The sequence below is a fragment of the Cohnella thailandensis genome (genome assembly GCF_014212135.1).
Classification (GTDB): domain Bacteria; phylum Bacillota; class Bacilli; order Paenibacillales; family Paenibacillaceae; genus Cohnella; species Cohnella thailandensis.
Genome location: NZ_JACJVQ010000024.1, coordinates 79,891 through 94,608, shown reverse-complemented (window position 1 = coordinate 94,608; position 14,718 = coordinate 79,891). Strand labels below are relative to the sequence as shown.

Annotated in this window: 9 protein-coding genes; 1 reads left to right on the top strand and 8 read right to left on the bottom strand. The window is 40.8% G+C overall.

Features of this window, described 5'->3' with window-relative positions; genetic code table 11:
- Positions 1-49: 49 nt before the first annotated feature.
- From H7B67_RS26130 to H7B67_RS26115, 4 genes are read right to left on the bottom strand one after another with little or no spacing between them, the layout of a single operon-like run.
- Positions 50-628, bottom strand: a complete 579-nt coding sequence (locus H7B67_RS26130) for a hypothetical protein (protein WP_185122826.1) — start codon at positions 626-628, stop codon at positions 50-52.
- Between the two features lie 21 nt (positions 629-649).
- Positions 650-3,061, bottom strand: coding sequence for a restriction endonuclease-like protein (locus H7B67_RS26125; RefSeq protein ID WP_185122825.1), 2,412 nt, complete (start codon positions 3,059-3,061; stop codon positions 650-652).
- The gene (locus H7B67_RS26120; RefSeq protein ID WP_185122824.1) at positions 3,033-5,237 is read right to left on the bottom strand and encodes an MrcB family domain-containing protein; all 2,205 of its coding nucleotides are present in this window, start codon (positions 5,235-5,237) and stop codon (positions 3,033-3,035) included. The genes H7B67_RS26125 and H7B67_RS26120 overlap by 29 nt, the downstream gene beginning before the upstream one ends.
- Positions 5,238-5,258: 21 nt before the next feature.
- Positions 5,259-6,056, bottom strand: a complete 798-nt coding sequence (locus H7B67_RS26115) for a hypothetical protein (RefSeq protein WP_185122823.1) — start codon at positions 6,054-6,056, stop codon at positions 5,259-5,261.
- Between the two features lie 248 nt (positions 6,057-6,304).
- Between H7B67_RS26115 and H7B67_RS26110 the strand changes: the two genes are divergently transcribed.
- Positions 6,305-7,369, top strand: coding sequence for a type I restriction endonuclease (locus H7B67_RS26110; RefSeq protein ID WP_185122822.1), 1,065 nt, complete (start codon positions 6,305-6,307; stop codon positions 7,367-7,369).
- Between the two features lie 535 nt (positions 7,370-7,904).
- Here the strand turns inward: H7B67_RS26110 and H7B67_RS26105 are convergent.
- The 4 genes from H7B67_RS26105 to H7B67_RS26090 all read right to left on the bottom strand — a co-directional run bounded on the left by H7B67_RS26105 (position 7,905) and on the right by H7B67_RS26090 (position 14,699).
- Complete coding sequence (locus tag H7B67_RS26105) at positions 7,905-9,113, bottom strand: FRG domain-containing protein (protein WP_185122821.1); 1,209 nt, start codon at positions 9,111-9,113, stop codon at positions 7,905-7,907.
- 253 nt (positions 9,114-9,366) lie between these two features.
- Positions 9,367-10,818, bottom strand: coding sequence for an SMEK domain-containing protein (locus H7B67_RS26100; protein ID WP_342592491.1), 1,452 nt, complete (start codon positions 10,816-10,818; stop codon positions 9,367-9,369).
- 648 nt (positions 10,819-11,466) lie between these two features.
- The gene (locus H7B67_RS26095) at positions 11,467-12,210 is read right to left on the bottom strand and encodes a helix-turn-helix domain-containing protein (RefSeq protein ID WP_185122819.1); all 744 of its coding nucleotides are present in this window, start codon (positions 12,208-12,210) and stop codon (positions 11,467-11,469) included.
- Between the two features lie 503 nt (positions 12,211-12,713).
- Positions 12,714-14,699: a glycoside hydrolase family 127 protein gene (locus H7B67_RS26090; protein ID WP_185122818.1), complete on the bottom strand. Its 1,986-nt coding sequence runs from the start codon at positions 14,697-14,699 to the stop codon at positions 12,714-12,716.
- Positions 14,700-14,718: the final 19 nt, after the last annotated feature.

Below are 14,718 nucleotides of genomic sequence, written 5' to 3'. Positions count from 1 at the left end.
GTCTCTATACAATAACCTTTTTGCTACCTGAATCATCCCTGGAGGAGTATCATCTTGTGTTCTTCCATATCAGATACTGCAACAGTTCCGAATCAAAGAAGTGTTTAGCACCGCCCTTTTCAACGGGAAACTGTCGAATTCTATTCACAATAAAGTCCTCAGCTTGCTTAAGAGTAATACAGATCCAGTCCTCTAATTGAAAGGGTCGTGCAGTAAATAAGACCTTCCCTACTGCGTGAAATCTTCCGAAAGTAACTTTTTCTGTTCTGAGAACATTCAGATGCTCCTCAACTTTGCTTTCGGAGAAGAAGCCGATTCTCTTCAGAGCATAACGGAGACGGTCTTCTCTGGCCATTAGAATATCTCTAGTTCTAACCATCCCAGCCGATTTCACTTCACAGATAACTCCAATATGATAAAGCTCGTTCCCAAAATGTTTAAATAAACAACTATCTTGATGAGTTCCGCCGACCTCTTCCAAGACATACTTTTGCCTAATACCTAGGAGATCTGCATCGGCACTTTGATGACTTTGCAGGTCCCGCTGATGCAATACAAAGTTAGGCAACGGAAAAAATCCGTTAAACCGTAAGTACCAATAGGCTAGTTCTTCTGCGAAGTTTTTCATGTCTCCTCCGAATTTTGTTCTCTACTCCCTAAGCCAAATCCCTTTTACCAATTCGGCCAAGTCCACTTGCTCATGATCCAATTCAACGATCACTGGACCTAACCGACGCTTCTCCCGCCACAGAGCTAAGTCTTCTTCGGCCTCCAAGCGAAGTTCAGCAAGTTCTCTTGCCCGATCGAACAAGTATTTCGAGGTATAGAGCAACGTGTATATCCCTTGCCCGCCAGGGATAATAGGAGTCTGCCGCTTCAACCACTTTTCCACGATAAATTTGACGTAAAGTTTCTCTTCCGAGCCCACGCGAGGAGGCCTTTCTGTGATCTCCTTGCGCTGAAGAACTTTCCAATCTACAATGCGACCATACCATTGCACTCCGGTGTGCTCTGGTTGTTTAAATTTTTCCCGTGATTGATAGAGCGCCACGTATTCTAGCTGCGTTAATACTTTATGATCAGAAATATTCTTTAATGGTACATGGTAAAAGCCATAACGAAGAGCATCCTCAAGCTGACTTGGACCCCTAAGTGACCCAACCAACATATTTTTACCTGAAAACTTGTCTCGATAATAATCCTTAGTTCCCCGAGGCCGAGTTGAGCGTTCATAAGCTTTCTCCGGGCTGTCCATAATGATTTCGTCAAGGAAAGCTTCCATGAGGTTCGTCGAGTTCGGAAGGAACGGGAATGCCCCAACGTTAATCAGTTCAATACTCTTATAAAACTTATGCTCACGGAATTTCTCTTCATCATGGTAGGGAAATAACACGTACGCCCCAAACATACTACGCTCTAGCTCTCTTCCGTTGCCATCCTCATATACAATTGCATCTCTATAACGGTGCATGGTATTAATATCGGATTCTTCTGGTCCCGGATTTTTGTAATCCCGGTGATACGGGGTTCCTTCATAAGCCGGATTCAAACGATACTTCGCGTCAAAAATATATTTATACTCATGAGCCGAATCGTTCTTCTTAAGGGTTAAGATGTTATCTGGCCTTTGTCCTACTGTCGGTGTCTTCTCCCCGCTCGGCAACGAGTTGTAATAGAGTGTAAACACTTCTCCATTCCTTGAGTTGCGGTACTTCATCGTGGCATTATGGCCCCTGTCCAATTTAACGAATATACCTGTTCTATCAACCTTAATGATGTCTTGTTGCAAGAGCTCATATTTGCGGCTAAGCAACTCGTGAATCTTTAAGAAACACCAATACTCATATAATTGAGCAAGATCCTTCATCGATAGCCGGAATAAATCGCTTTGAATGGATAGACCCTTCATAAGCATGAGATAGTTTCGGTATACATCTCGATATCCCGGTGCCATCTGAAGCACCAGGGTTACGGTTAACTGGTTCATCTCGCTGACGTTCAGAAAATCCAATTTCAACAACCGCTGTAACTGAGTTTGCATATCGGCTATCTTCCGGGTAAGCTCAGGGTCTTGATACCGCTCCTGATGAGCAAGCCGCGTCTTCATCTCCGATAGCTTCTTGGAGATTCGAACTAGAACCCATCGAATGAATCGATTTTCGTTCGTATCGTAGTTTATCTGTCGCTTTGCTTGCCGCACGTGTGTCGGATAATACCGTTCTCCATTCGCCGGGATAAAACCTAACTTGGAATCTGCCACTAACAGATGAGGATTTCGGTGAAGATAAGCAATCGTATCCTTTGCCGCCTGTCGAGCTCGAGAAGCCTCCGTTATTTTATACTCCTTATGGTGTTTGGAATGAGGAGCCATGCTTATTCGTTCCACCGCTTGAACCAACTGGCGAAATACATGCTGTAGGATCGTAAAGTACTCCGCTAAGCTTTGATTTCGTGTTTCTCGCAGTCCCGTAAGATGATAAGTTTTACGTAAAAAATCAAAAGACAGATTATAAATCTGTTTGTTCACATCATTTAAAATCATTTGGTAGTCCGTTTTATAGTCCATTTTGGACGGGTAGATTTCAATTTGGATACGTAGCGCAGGTTGACCATTCCACCGAATCTCCAACTCCGTTAGACCAACTTCGTTCTGGAATTTCAAAATCCCCGTCAGAAGATTACTCCCCAAAGGTTTGATCGCTTGTCTAAGTTTGACGTTCTCGTGGTAGAAGGCTAGTTCCTCCGTTTGCTTCTTCTCGATAACTAAGGAATACTCCTGAGTCTCAAAGAAAACGGGATAAGAATTAATACCATTGCCCCAATCCATTAACGCATTAATCTCGGGGTTATAAGTTAATACCTGCTCAACATTCATCCGAGAAGTTAAAGACGCCACTTGTAGATGCGCCTGAAGAAGCCTCTGGTCCTCCGTTCGATGTAATTGCATCGATTCAACCGTAGGATGGAACGGCTTTCCCTGCAAAAACAAAGTGAACAAATCCGTTTCTATGCGGAGCAACTCAACCGTCTGATTAGGAGAGCCAATAGGAAGTGAATCCATCTTCCTCTAACCTCCGCAACATGTAAGCAATTTTGCGTGCGCTGTTCGGGTACTTGGCGGATGCCCCTGCCTTCTGACTGATTGCCTCTTGGTACAACTCAGTTGAATCGTCTAAGTAATTATCTGCTGCGATTGTCCGGTCTAGTGCAACTCCCATAAGTTCCAACAACACGCGCTTAACCGAAAGATTGCTTCCTTGTACACGCGGCAAAATCTTCTGAAGAAGCTGTAAATCAAATGCTTCATCTTCTGTCAGAAGTTCAAAGCGTTGGTTATACGCAAGGTAAAAACAAATCGCATCCCGAATCCGGAAGCCGACATGAGAATGGATTTTCTCGAGGATTTCATTGACTTTAACAAGCTTCTCGGTCGCCCTCTTTATAAGTTCCGGCTCATCCTTATAGAGGTCGACTAGCTGCAAATAATCACTTCTCATGAACTCATTTGGCGCTTGAACAACTACTGCGCCTGTATCACTGTTGTCCAAGTCGGGATACTGCTCCAAATTGATATAGTTAAATTCAATTGTGTTGGCGCGATCAAGCACCTTTTTGCTAAAAGGATGCGTCGTCTCGTCCATGTTCACGGTGCCGATCAAGTACACATTATCCGGCAAATGAAGATTGCCATAACGTAGTTGATCCTCTCCTTGTAGAGAGTTCAGGTGGAAAAATGAATTCGTAACGATACGGTCATCGCGCCATTCCTGAGTCTCGATAATGCTGAGTAGATCACTGAAATAATGCTCTACCCTAGCCAAGTTCATTTCGTCCAGGCAGATAAAATATGGCTTTTGTTGATTGCTTGGTTGAGATGCCCCCACAAGAACTTCGGTCAACCGTCCTGGACGGAAGACTCCGGATAGATCCTTATAACCGAGAAGATCGGAAGGGTCGCTCCAGTCTGGTCGTACAGGAATAAGAGTAAATTGGCCGTTTGAGCTCGTTGCTCCTAGCGCTTCAGCAAAAAGTTTAATGAGTTTAGTCTTCCCTGTTCCAGATACACCGGCTAGGATGACGAAGGGTTTGGTTTTTAGGGAGAGGTAAAAGTTTTCTAATAATTTATTGGGAAAAGAGAATCCTTTGTTCTTTATAAAGCTTTGAATAGCCGCTATTCTTTCCGATACGCTCAACGTCACTCTAGTCTTCTCCTCCACTTCTCGTTGCTCTGGAGCTGAGGTGTTATAAAGTCCATTTTCAACATATAGTCTATAGTTCTCTACCATGTTCTGTAGGTCTGAAAGCAACTGCTCATCAGCAGGAATATGATCGCGATCGTATCGTATGTAGGCAACAGTCGATACTTGATAATCTTTACCGAGGCCGCTTGAAGTTAACTCTATCTCTGAATCCTTACGCATTCCCTTAAGTGGTAATTGCGACCTCATTTCTTCCACTTTCCGCTCTAAATAGCGATAGCCTTCTTTCCGTCCAAGCTCTTTAGTCGGCTTTGTAACCCCTTGATTAAACGTCAAATAAACCGAGTTCATATCCTCGGCAAAAAGATACACTATGTATTCCCCGTGTTGAGTTGTTTCTGTAATTCGCTTATCTAATATAGCTATCCAAGGAATAGTCGCCCAATTGCCTTGTCCGACTGATCCCTGGACTCTATAGTTTTCATTAAGAAAGGGCAAAACCTTTATATTGTCCGGGATAGCACGACGTACATAAGTACCGAGTTCGTGATTTGAAAAACTCTCCGCTTTGGCCTGTTGATACTGATTCAGTATATGGGATAACGCGTCTTTAAGGGAAAACGAAGAAGCAGCTAGTTGGTTATTGTAGTCTTCAAGTTCAGTCAGGGCATACTGCTCGAGTTCAATTAATGTAGTATCGTCTAACATCGCCCATATGTGTGGCTTAAATGAGATCTCGTCTTGATTGCATTCAATGATTGAAGATAGAGCATCAATCGGAGTCTTCATCACTATCTTAGCCTGAGCGAGTGTTACTCGATTCCAGTTAGATGCTAATGCAGCAGGTGGCACATCTATCTGAAGACCATGGGCAGATGCTTCTGTGTAATACTTGATGAATAACTCGGCAACCTTATTCAAACTTAACCGTTTGATATTTTGAAGTCTCGACTGCTTAATCATAGCTAGAACGAGTACCATCTTATATGATTTTTGCTTTACTCGAAAAATAGTTGCCAGTTCTTTAGAAAGCGCCATTGTGATCTCTCCAGGTGTTTTTTATTTAATCAGAATTATATTTACTGTTTTTCTCTTCTTCTCTCTAATAAACATAAATAGCGAGAATGCTTGAATCCCTACAAACAGCAAAGCCAAGTCTGTAAATATTACTTCTGCCCATGGAACCATGGAAATCCCAACAATATATAGCCAACGACGCCATCCTAATTTCCTCAAATTATTATCCATCCCTAATGACACTAGTACAAAAATTAAGATGAGTGAAAAGAAGCATGAGAAAAACATTATCACAATTACAAGTCGGGAAAATAAGTCTTGTTCTCGCATAAAATTCGAATAGAAGAAAAGCATGAACACCGTAAATAACCATATCATCATAATTGGACTTAGGGGTCTAATGAGTCTTCTTATCGCATCCATAACATCTGTGGAAGAATCATTTGCTGATAGGGAGTGCTTCTCATTCTCCAACAATTTGACTTCCACTTCGGTAAAGGCAAGTAATGAATACAAATAACCATTATCATTCTGTTTGTAGTAATCACGCATTATCCTACGAACATCATCACTAAAGAATGGACTATATTCACCAAACTTTTCATACAGATTGCTTTTTGCCTGAGTTGTATCTTTCTGGTTTAGAACAGCAGCGATTGCAGCTTCAAGTTTCGAATACATCTCAATTTTCTTATTAATCAAAGCAATTCTGCTCTTAAAATCCTCCTTGTTCATTGTTCTAAACTCTTTATATAACCATACAGAAAATGTCCCAATGATAGTAATGACAAGTACTGCTGTCGAATTAGCTCCTATAAGTTTAGATATAGATTCCCACATAAGTGTTCACCTCTGCTGTCCTCATCCGCGTTTCAATAGAACTATCCCCGTAACTTAATAGATATATAAGACACAATATCTTCTAGGATTCGCCAAATCAGGAGGAAATACCTGCAAAGAAAAGCCGCAGTATATTAGTAATAAGTTAAATTACCTACAGATAATAGGCATATCCTCCCGAATGAATTATAATAATTTGTAATTGTTAGTATCATGTACATAAATTTGATATTTGGAGGTAATGCGGAATGGAGAACTTCGTGGATCAAATCAAAGCTCTATCAAGGAGAATTCAAAAAATCAAAGATAATATTCAAACAGAAGAAGCCACAAAGACTTCTGTTATGTTGCCATTCTTCCAAATTCTCGGATATGACATTTTCAACCCAGAAGAGTTTGTCCCTGAATTTACTGCTGACGTTGGAATTAAAAAGGGGGAGAAGGTTGATTATGCGATTCTACAAGATGGCAAGCCTGTCATATTAATTGAGGCAAAATCGATTCAGGATATCCTTACCAAACACGATTCCCAATTATTCAGATATTTCGGAACAACAACTGCAAAATTTGCTATTCTAACAAATGGAATCATTTATAGGTTTTTCACCGACCTAGATGAGCAAAACAAGATGGATGCAACACCATTCTTTGAGTTCAACTTATTTGATATTAAGGATCATCAACTAATTGAGCTTAGTAAATTCCATAAAGATAAATTTAACATCGAAAACATTAATACTACTGCCGCAGAATTAAGATATACCAATGAAATAAAAAAGTTCCTCAGAACTCAATGGGATATTCCTTCTGATGAATTTGTTTCTTACATTCTTTCTGAAGTTTACTCTGGAAAAAAGACCAAGCAAATCATTGAAAAGTTTAATGGGATTGTAAAGAAATCATTTAAGGAATTTGTTAATGATATGTTGAATGATAAGCTACAATCTGCATTAGCAAATACTAAAGAGCAAGATCTGACTGTCGCTGAAACAGCAGTAAGTCAAGTTGCAGTAGAACCCGAGCAACAAGAAGTTGTCACTACAGCTGAAGAGATTGAAGGATACATTACAGTAAAAGTTTTATTGCAAGAAATTATCGCCCCCGATCGTATTCACTATAGAGATAACTTAAGTTATTTCAACATTCTAATAGATAACAGCATTAGAAAGTGGGTGTGTAGGTTATATTTAAATAATAACAACAAAACAATAACATTTAACGATGAAAATAATACTTCAGTAAAGATTAGCTCTGTGTCGGATATACTTACTTACAAGGAAAAGATTTCTGAAGTGGCTAAGAGATTTTTATAATATTTCATTTGTTACAATTCAGTCTTATAAAAGTATAAGCTAGCTCATTTAGGCTGGTTTTTTCAATGAATGAAAAGTGCAGAGGTTGATTCAGATGCCATGCTTGTTTCTACACCCTACAAAGTGAAGTGAATTCTCTGAAGCATATTCCGAGTACCTTTGCGTGGGCCTCGTAATTTCGCAGACCTGCGCGCGGTCGAACCCCTGTCCTCCTTCGGATCGTTGCAACTCCAACCTTCGTCTTGATCTAACGAAATGCTTTTGCGGGATATTAATTTTTTTCCGCAGAAAAATAAATTCGATGTTACGATAAGTATAAGTGATTAAGCGAACCATCGGCTTCTAGGCGATGGTTCGCTTTTCTACACTACTTGATTAATTTGTCCAAAGTTTAATCAGTAGCTACGTCGGTAAGACAGCCACCTACTAGGAGTACTCGACTGCACCGAGATTGACGCAATTGCCACTATTTTCGCTAATTAAGAGGGGTCAAGCAAGATGTGGAAAAGGAAGTCAATTAATGTCCAAAAACTTGCTAGATTCTCTTTTTATTATATAATTGCTTTCTCTTTTTTAAACTTAGATCATTATTATACTTAATAGATTTAGCAATATTATCAAAATCGCCATATATAGATTCCAGATTTATACCCAAAATATTCAATTCTTCCAAGATAGTTTCATATTGTTCAATTTCAATTATGTAGTCCGGGATTATGGATTGATAATTTAGTATTCCAAAATTATAGGTGGTTTCCACAGAATAAATATATGGCTGATAAATAAATAATCCTCTTTGATTTACTATTCTATCAAATAAATTAGGTGGCTGATAAATAAAGTATATATCTAGTTCTAATAGTAACCTTTCTCCTACCTCATAAGCGATACGTAAAAGGTTAACTAATAGAACGAGATAAATTCTTGCTCCTACATTGGTGGTAAGTTCCCCGATTATTTCAAAATCCTCTAAGTAATATACATCACTATAAGTGAGAGTTTCGTCTTCTATTTCATTTAATAAATAATAATACAGATCCCTTATTGTATTATCAGAATCGTCTTTTATCTTACCTTTATAATTGATCAGGTTGGGTATATCCTCGAATGATTCTCCCTCTTCCTCCCCTTCTTCCAGATCATCATCTTCTGACCCAATTGGTTCTCCATAAAGGTTCATTTTATTATTTATGTAACTACCAATTAAATTATCTATCCATGTTATATACTCAACCTTATTTTTCTCAAAGAGGTATTCCAACTTGGAAAGTATCTTTCTTTGAAATTCCTTATCGAAGCACAAAAGATCGAAAAAATTTTGATTGGGGTAGTCCGTAATCAAATCTGTTATATCAACAAGTCGCTGTTTGCCTAATAAGTATATTTCAGCACTAGTGGAGTTACTGGAAGTTTTACCGCTGCATGCAAAAAATAAAGCAATAAGCGGCGATGTTGTAAAGTCAACCAAGTTTGTTGGCAGGCCGTGATGCTGACAAAATGCTAAAAAATGAACTTTCTCGTCCGATGTGATTCTGCGAATTACTTTGTAGTAGTATTCCTTTTTCATTTCGTCTATATTATAAAAAACGTCCGAATTCCAACCGCCTTTATAAGGCCTGAACCCACTCGCTTCAATTCCATAATAAGCTTCATTTTGACCACGATAAATATATTCGGAAAAATTATTCTCTCTAATAACATCCAAGTATTGAGAAATTGTAGTTACCTTGAATCTTTTCTCCATTTCACAACCCTCGCGACCCATAATACGTACAAACCTGAAGGATCAAATATCGAAAATCAAAGGAAACCAACTACACTATTTTCAGATTAATATACATTATAGCAAAAACCCACAACCTCACGCAGTTGTGGATTTAAATGGTGGATCCGAGGGGAGTTAACCCCCGTCCGAAGACAACACCACAAAGGATTCTACGAGTGTAGTGACAGATTTGTTATCACCCTGATTTGTCTTCTTTTGCAAGCCACAGGCTCTAATAAAACTCTAGTGATTCGATACCATAGTTTTGAGAGCTAAATTCACACTTGAATTTCTCATAGGTCTTCTTTTTCCTAAATAACGTTTTCAACAAACCCCTATTCCGCAAATAATCTAAATAAAATAAGTAAGGAATAAAATCTTCAACGATCCAGTGGTGGGTGTAGTCAACCCTCCATTTAATTAGATTATTGAATCCCTCCATTTTGCTTTGTGACGGTGTAAACCCCGATTTCCAAATAATATCAACATAGTTAGAACCTAAATCTTTAACATGTAGCTCTGCTAATATATCTGCTTTAATTTCACTCAGGTGATTCTTGTACATAATAATTCGGTCTTTTTTGTGAAGATTAAGTGGATGGAATATATCCCACTTAGTCTCACCCCAATAGTGGTCATGTTTTTGTGCAAAGTCCACCATTGATTCCCAAATATATTTAGGTGCTCGCAGTATCCGAAATTCCCCCGGTTGTTCTTCTACAAATTTGGTAGCTCCTATTATACTTAGTAGTTCTTCACGCACTTTTAAATAATTCTTATGAAATCGAGTAATAATTTCGCAAAATTGTTTTACGGTTTCACTATCTGTTACAAATCTATTATTCGGGAGTTTAATTCCTATTTTGTCCCCATCTATGTACCAGATGAAGTTCCGTTTCTCAATTTCATCAGAATCATTATCACCATAAAACAATAAATCCCTTATTGAGTCTTCCTCAAGAGTAATCATACAATCCGACAAACCTGGTTGTTGAAAAAGTATGAGACACGAGAGACTTTGTTCAAAATTGACTGGTATGTAAGCATCAAGTCTAACCCGCCCTAAACCAAATGCATAGTAGCAAACGTGTCTATCTCTTAAAATTGTTTCGTCAATATAGAGGCTTTTATCTTCTTCGACCGATTTAATTAAATTGATTATATTGTTGCCAAATTCAGACTCAAAGAAATGGAGTATCTTCTCTAGTTCCGAAGTATTCTTTTTAGCCATTTCTTTGAATAAATCATTAAGTTCTAGCAAATTGTCAGTCGTGTTAAATTGAAATTCAGGATACTCAAATCGTCTCTTTCTTGTTTTGATTTTGTTCCCAATTATCAAAATGTTTATTTCATCAAATTCTTCGTACAATTTCAAATTTCTGAATTTATATAAGGTCTCTTGTATTTTACCAGAAGTAGAATCAGCAGTTATCTGATAACAAATTCGTCTCTCTTTATCACCGAGATCAATAGCAGGGAAATTCATTTTAATTTTATTCATGTTCATCAAATTTAAATTAAATAACAGATTTAAAAGACCACTAAAAAAGTCTTCACTTCTCTTATTAATGTCAGTGTCCCCAACGTCATTACTAAGCTCAATATAGTACTTAAAAATACTCATATACCCTTTTATCTTATTAAGTAATTCTGATGATTTTAGCGTGTTTTTCTCCTCCTGCACAATTACTTTGGGAAAGATGCTTTGATTTATTCCTTAAAATCACTAATAATATTAAAGCGAATTGCCTTTAGTAATTCGTTGTACAAGTCCATAAACGCAGAAACTTTGCCTACCCACTTTCAGACAATTGATTTAAGTACCTCAAGATCACGTTTCAAAAGCTTCATGAAGTACAGAATGCCTATATTGATCAAGGTATTCGATGATTTTCTAACGTTGCATTACGCATTGCTCTGAAAATATCCATCATCGTATCAATTTTCGCTAATAACCTTCGTTGCTTTTCCAATTCAATCATTCTTTCGATAATCTCTTTGACCTTTCAAGAACAATTCTATTTAGCTAACCTTTATATGTTCAGCATAGTCGGCTCTTCTTTGGTCAGGGCTCAAGCTGGTTCTCTTAGTTACAAACATTCCCTTGGGTACCCCCAACTGGAAGAACCACTCCATTGGTTCATACCAATCAACAATCAGTTCATGCATGATGTCTATTAATGGTTTACCAAGTCTTTGTTCAACTTTCTCTTGATACTCTCTATTTGTTTTCATATTCACTCATTCAATCATAATTTCAAAAGACATAGTGAATCTAGCCTTGAATGTATAATTTTCAAGATTCAAAAATGCCAATCAATTATTACCTAAATTATCTCCAACCATGTTCTTCAACTTGAACGACACTACTACTAATTAGTGCTAACTCTAACCTTTCGCGTTCCTTAGTTGACAATATGACTTTTGTTCGATTCTTTTGACCCGGATAGCCTAGAATACCTTCGAATTGCTGTTTGTCTAGTTTATTTTGAGAGATATATATAGTCTCATACCCAATTAAAAAAGGAAAAGAAACTGATAAGGTTCTAGGAAGCCGATCCCAATAGTATGATACAGCCGTAAACCCTCTAGTTGGCTTTGTTGCGATGGACGGAATAAGCCAATCCCTACCCACTTTTTTAGCCGTCCGAAGTTTTCCTCGACGTATCCATTGGCGAACTGTTGTATCAGTAATGTTATGATTTTTAGCAAACTGCTCTACATTTAAGTAATCACATTTAACACTTAGCAGAGTGAAATTTTCCGAGGACGTTGAAGATGTCATTTCACCATCTTCACTAATCTCAAACTCTTCACAATAGTATAACTTCAAATCAATTCCATCATTACTTTGTTGATAATCGTAGTACCACCAGTCATCGGTAAGTTGAGGAAGACAACAATTTTCGAGAGCATTCTGGAACCTTTTAAATAATTCATACATCTTATTTTTGTATTCTTCCGAGTAATCCTCCTCAGAATTAGGCTCAAACAAGCGCATATAGTTTTCAAAATCTTTTTGAATATCTTCTTTATTGAAGCAATACGTATTTCTAAAAATTCGTAGTTTATCCATCACAGAATCCTCCGTTTTGTATTGTTACGATACAAATAAAGATGACTTCATTGTATTGAAACAATACAAATAGGTCAAGTAAGGACAATTTCTTCCTTCTCTTGAGCACAAGAAATTAGAAACCCCAGAGTCAAATTGGTGTACCCCACCGAGTACGAATGAGCAAAAAAGCGCAGGGCGCTGATGGCCTAATCTAGAGCCGAAGGTTTCCCAAGGATAGCGCGGGCCAGAACAATCCGTTGGCGTTCTCCCCCGGATTTCTCGGGGTTTGTATAGTCGTTTATGATAATGATCTGCTCGTAGGGCTCTAGCATCCTTTTAAAGAGAAGGATATTTAGCCCTTCGTCATCGATAAGGATAGCTTTCACCGCAGCATCTTAGTTGCGATTGGTAATCGCCAGTTTTTCCTCCAAGATTGTTCTTTACAAACGGAGCCAGCCCCAAAAAAAGAACCCCGACCCCCACTAAGGTCAGAGTTCTTATGCCGTATCCCCTCCTTACCCTCACAAACTCCGAACCCAAACCATCATCTCGCCGGGTCCCCGGTTCGCCCAAGCGTAGTACGGGATGAACTTCGCTCGGGTCTCCGACAGCCCCAATCCCGCCTGCTCTTCCTCCCGGTACAGGTCGTCGTTCCACGCTCCGGAGGTTTCCCTAAGCATCGTCCCTTCAATCACTTCAATTCCGCCAAGTAGATCCGGCTCGAATCGGGCGACCAACTCTGCCTCGCGAGGAAGGATCATCCGGTGAAGCTGGGAGCCGTTGTCGGCTTCCTCCAGGCAATAGACGAAGGGGCCTCTTTGAAGCGCGACTTTACCCGCTGTATGCCTAACGTTCGGGTGGCCCTTCATTCTCATGATCGGCATCGCGAAGGCCAAGTCCACCATATCGCCATCCTGCCATAGCCTATCAATCAAGAGATAACCGTCTTCGACAGTAAACTCGCTTATATCATGAGCGACTCCGTTAATCGTGACGTTGAACTGTCCATGGCACCACTCGGGAATCCGCAGGGCCAAGGTGAACAACAGGGCTGCATCCATGGACAGCTCCAAACGTACTTTGCCGTCCCACGCATAGTTGGAGCTCTGGTTGATCTGTACTTGGTCCTGCCCCAGCCTCCATTCGGCCTGTCCGCCGATATAGAGGTGCGTGTACAAGGTTCGATCCTTCGAGGAATAGATGTATCCGCCCAGCGAAGCCAGCAACCTGGCGATATTGGGCGGGCAGCACGCACAGCTGAACCAACCCTGCCGGACCGGCTTCACGTGATCGTAAATATGGTTCTTGCCGCAGGCCTCCGGATGGACTTCCAACGGATTTACATAGAAGAACCGGGTACCGTCTCGGGACATTCCGCTAACGACCGTGTTGTACAGCGCCCGCTCCAGCACGTCGGCATACTCGCTTACCGGTTCGATCTGAAGCATGCGCTGCGCGAAGAAAATCAAGCCGATCGAAGCGCAGGTCTCCGCATAGACGGTGTCGTTCGGCAGATCGTAATCGAACGTGAAGGATTCGCCGTGCTCCATGGAGCCGATGCCGCCCGTGATATACATTCTTCGGGAGACGATGTTGCGCCAGAGCCGCTTGCAAGCGTCTAGCAGAGAAACATCCCCGGACTTGGCCGCCACGTCCGCCATGGCCGTCGCCATGTAGACCGCTCGAACCGCATGACCTTCTGCCGTCTCTTGTTCCCGCACCGGAAGATGAGCTTGGCTGTAAGAAAGGTCGTGGGCCATGTCTAATTGCGGAAAGTGCGTCTTGCCCCCTCTTTTCTCGAACTCGCTTGTGTAGAAATGCGGCTCGGTGCCGCGTTGGTCGAGAAAATATTGGCTTAACTCCAGGTACTTCGGCCTGCCGGTGACTTGGTACAATCGGACGAGCGCAAGCTCGATTTCTTGATGGCCATCGTAGCCTTGCAGCTTGCCCGGCTCTTGGCCGAACACGCTGTCGATATAGTCGGCGAACCGACAGGCGATGTCCAGAATCTTGCTTTTCCCCGTCGCGCTATAGTAAGCAACCGCCGCTTCGATGAGATGGCCGGCGCAATAAAGCTCATGGCATTCGGCCAGATTCGTCCAGCGATTGTCCGGTTCCTTCAAGGTAAAGTAAGTATTGATATAGCCATCCGGCTGTTGGGCTCTGCCGATCAAGTCGACGACGCCGTCCGCTACCTCTTCCAAGTCGGGGTCCGGACCCGAAGCGAGCAGATAACCGACGGCCTCCAACCACTTGGACACGTCGCTGTCCTGGAAGACCATTCCTCCGAACTCTCCGGACTCTTCGCCCGCGGCGATCTTAAGATTCCTTATGGCAAAGCTCGGTTCCGCTTCCGGAACGCGGTCATTCAATGCCTCCCATTGATAGGGAACAACGACATCCCTCACCAAGCGGATATATTCGGACCAGAACGAATCCTCGATCCGGACCTTGTTTAACGGCAAGAACAGGCTCTCGGGGTTGATGCGCGGTATCGGCGTTGTCATCGTATTCTCTCCCTCTTTA

Bases quoted from the DNA above. Each gene is read 5' to 3' on its own strand.
- H7B67_RS26115 (WP_185122823.1), bottom strand. From the start codon at position 6,056: ATGTGGGAATCTATATCTAAACTTATAGGAGCTAATTCGACAGCAGTA.
- H7B67_RS26130 (WP_185122826.1), bottom strand. From the start codon at position 628: ATGAAAAACTTCGCAGAAGAACTAGCCTATTGGTACTTACGGTTTAAC.
- H7B67_RS26110 (WP_185122822.1), top strand. From the start codon at position 6,305: ATGGAGAACTTCGTGGATCAAATCAAAGCTCTATCAAGGAGAATTCAA.
- H7B67_RS26120 (WP_185122824.1), bottom strand. From the start codon at position 5,237: ATGGCGCTTTCTAAAGAACTGGCAACTATTTTTCGAGTAAAGCAAAAA.
- H7B67_RS26105 (WP_185122821.1), bottom strand. From the start codon at position 9,113: ATGGAGAAAAGATTCAAGGTAACTACAATTTCTCAATACTTGGATGTT.
- H7B67_RS26095 (WP_185122819.1), bottom strand. From the start codon at position 12,210: ATGGATAAACTACGAATTTTTAGAAATACGTATTGCTTCAATAAAGAA.
- H7B67_RS26090 (WP_185122818.1), bottom strand. From the start codon at position 14,699: ATGACAACGCCGATACCGCGCATCAACCCCGAGAGCCTGTTCTTGCCG.
- H7B67_RS26125 (WP_185122825.1), bottom strand. From the start codon at position 3,061: ATGGATTCACTTCCTATTGGCTCTCCTAATCAGACGGTTGAGTTGCTC.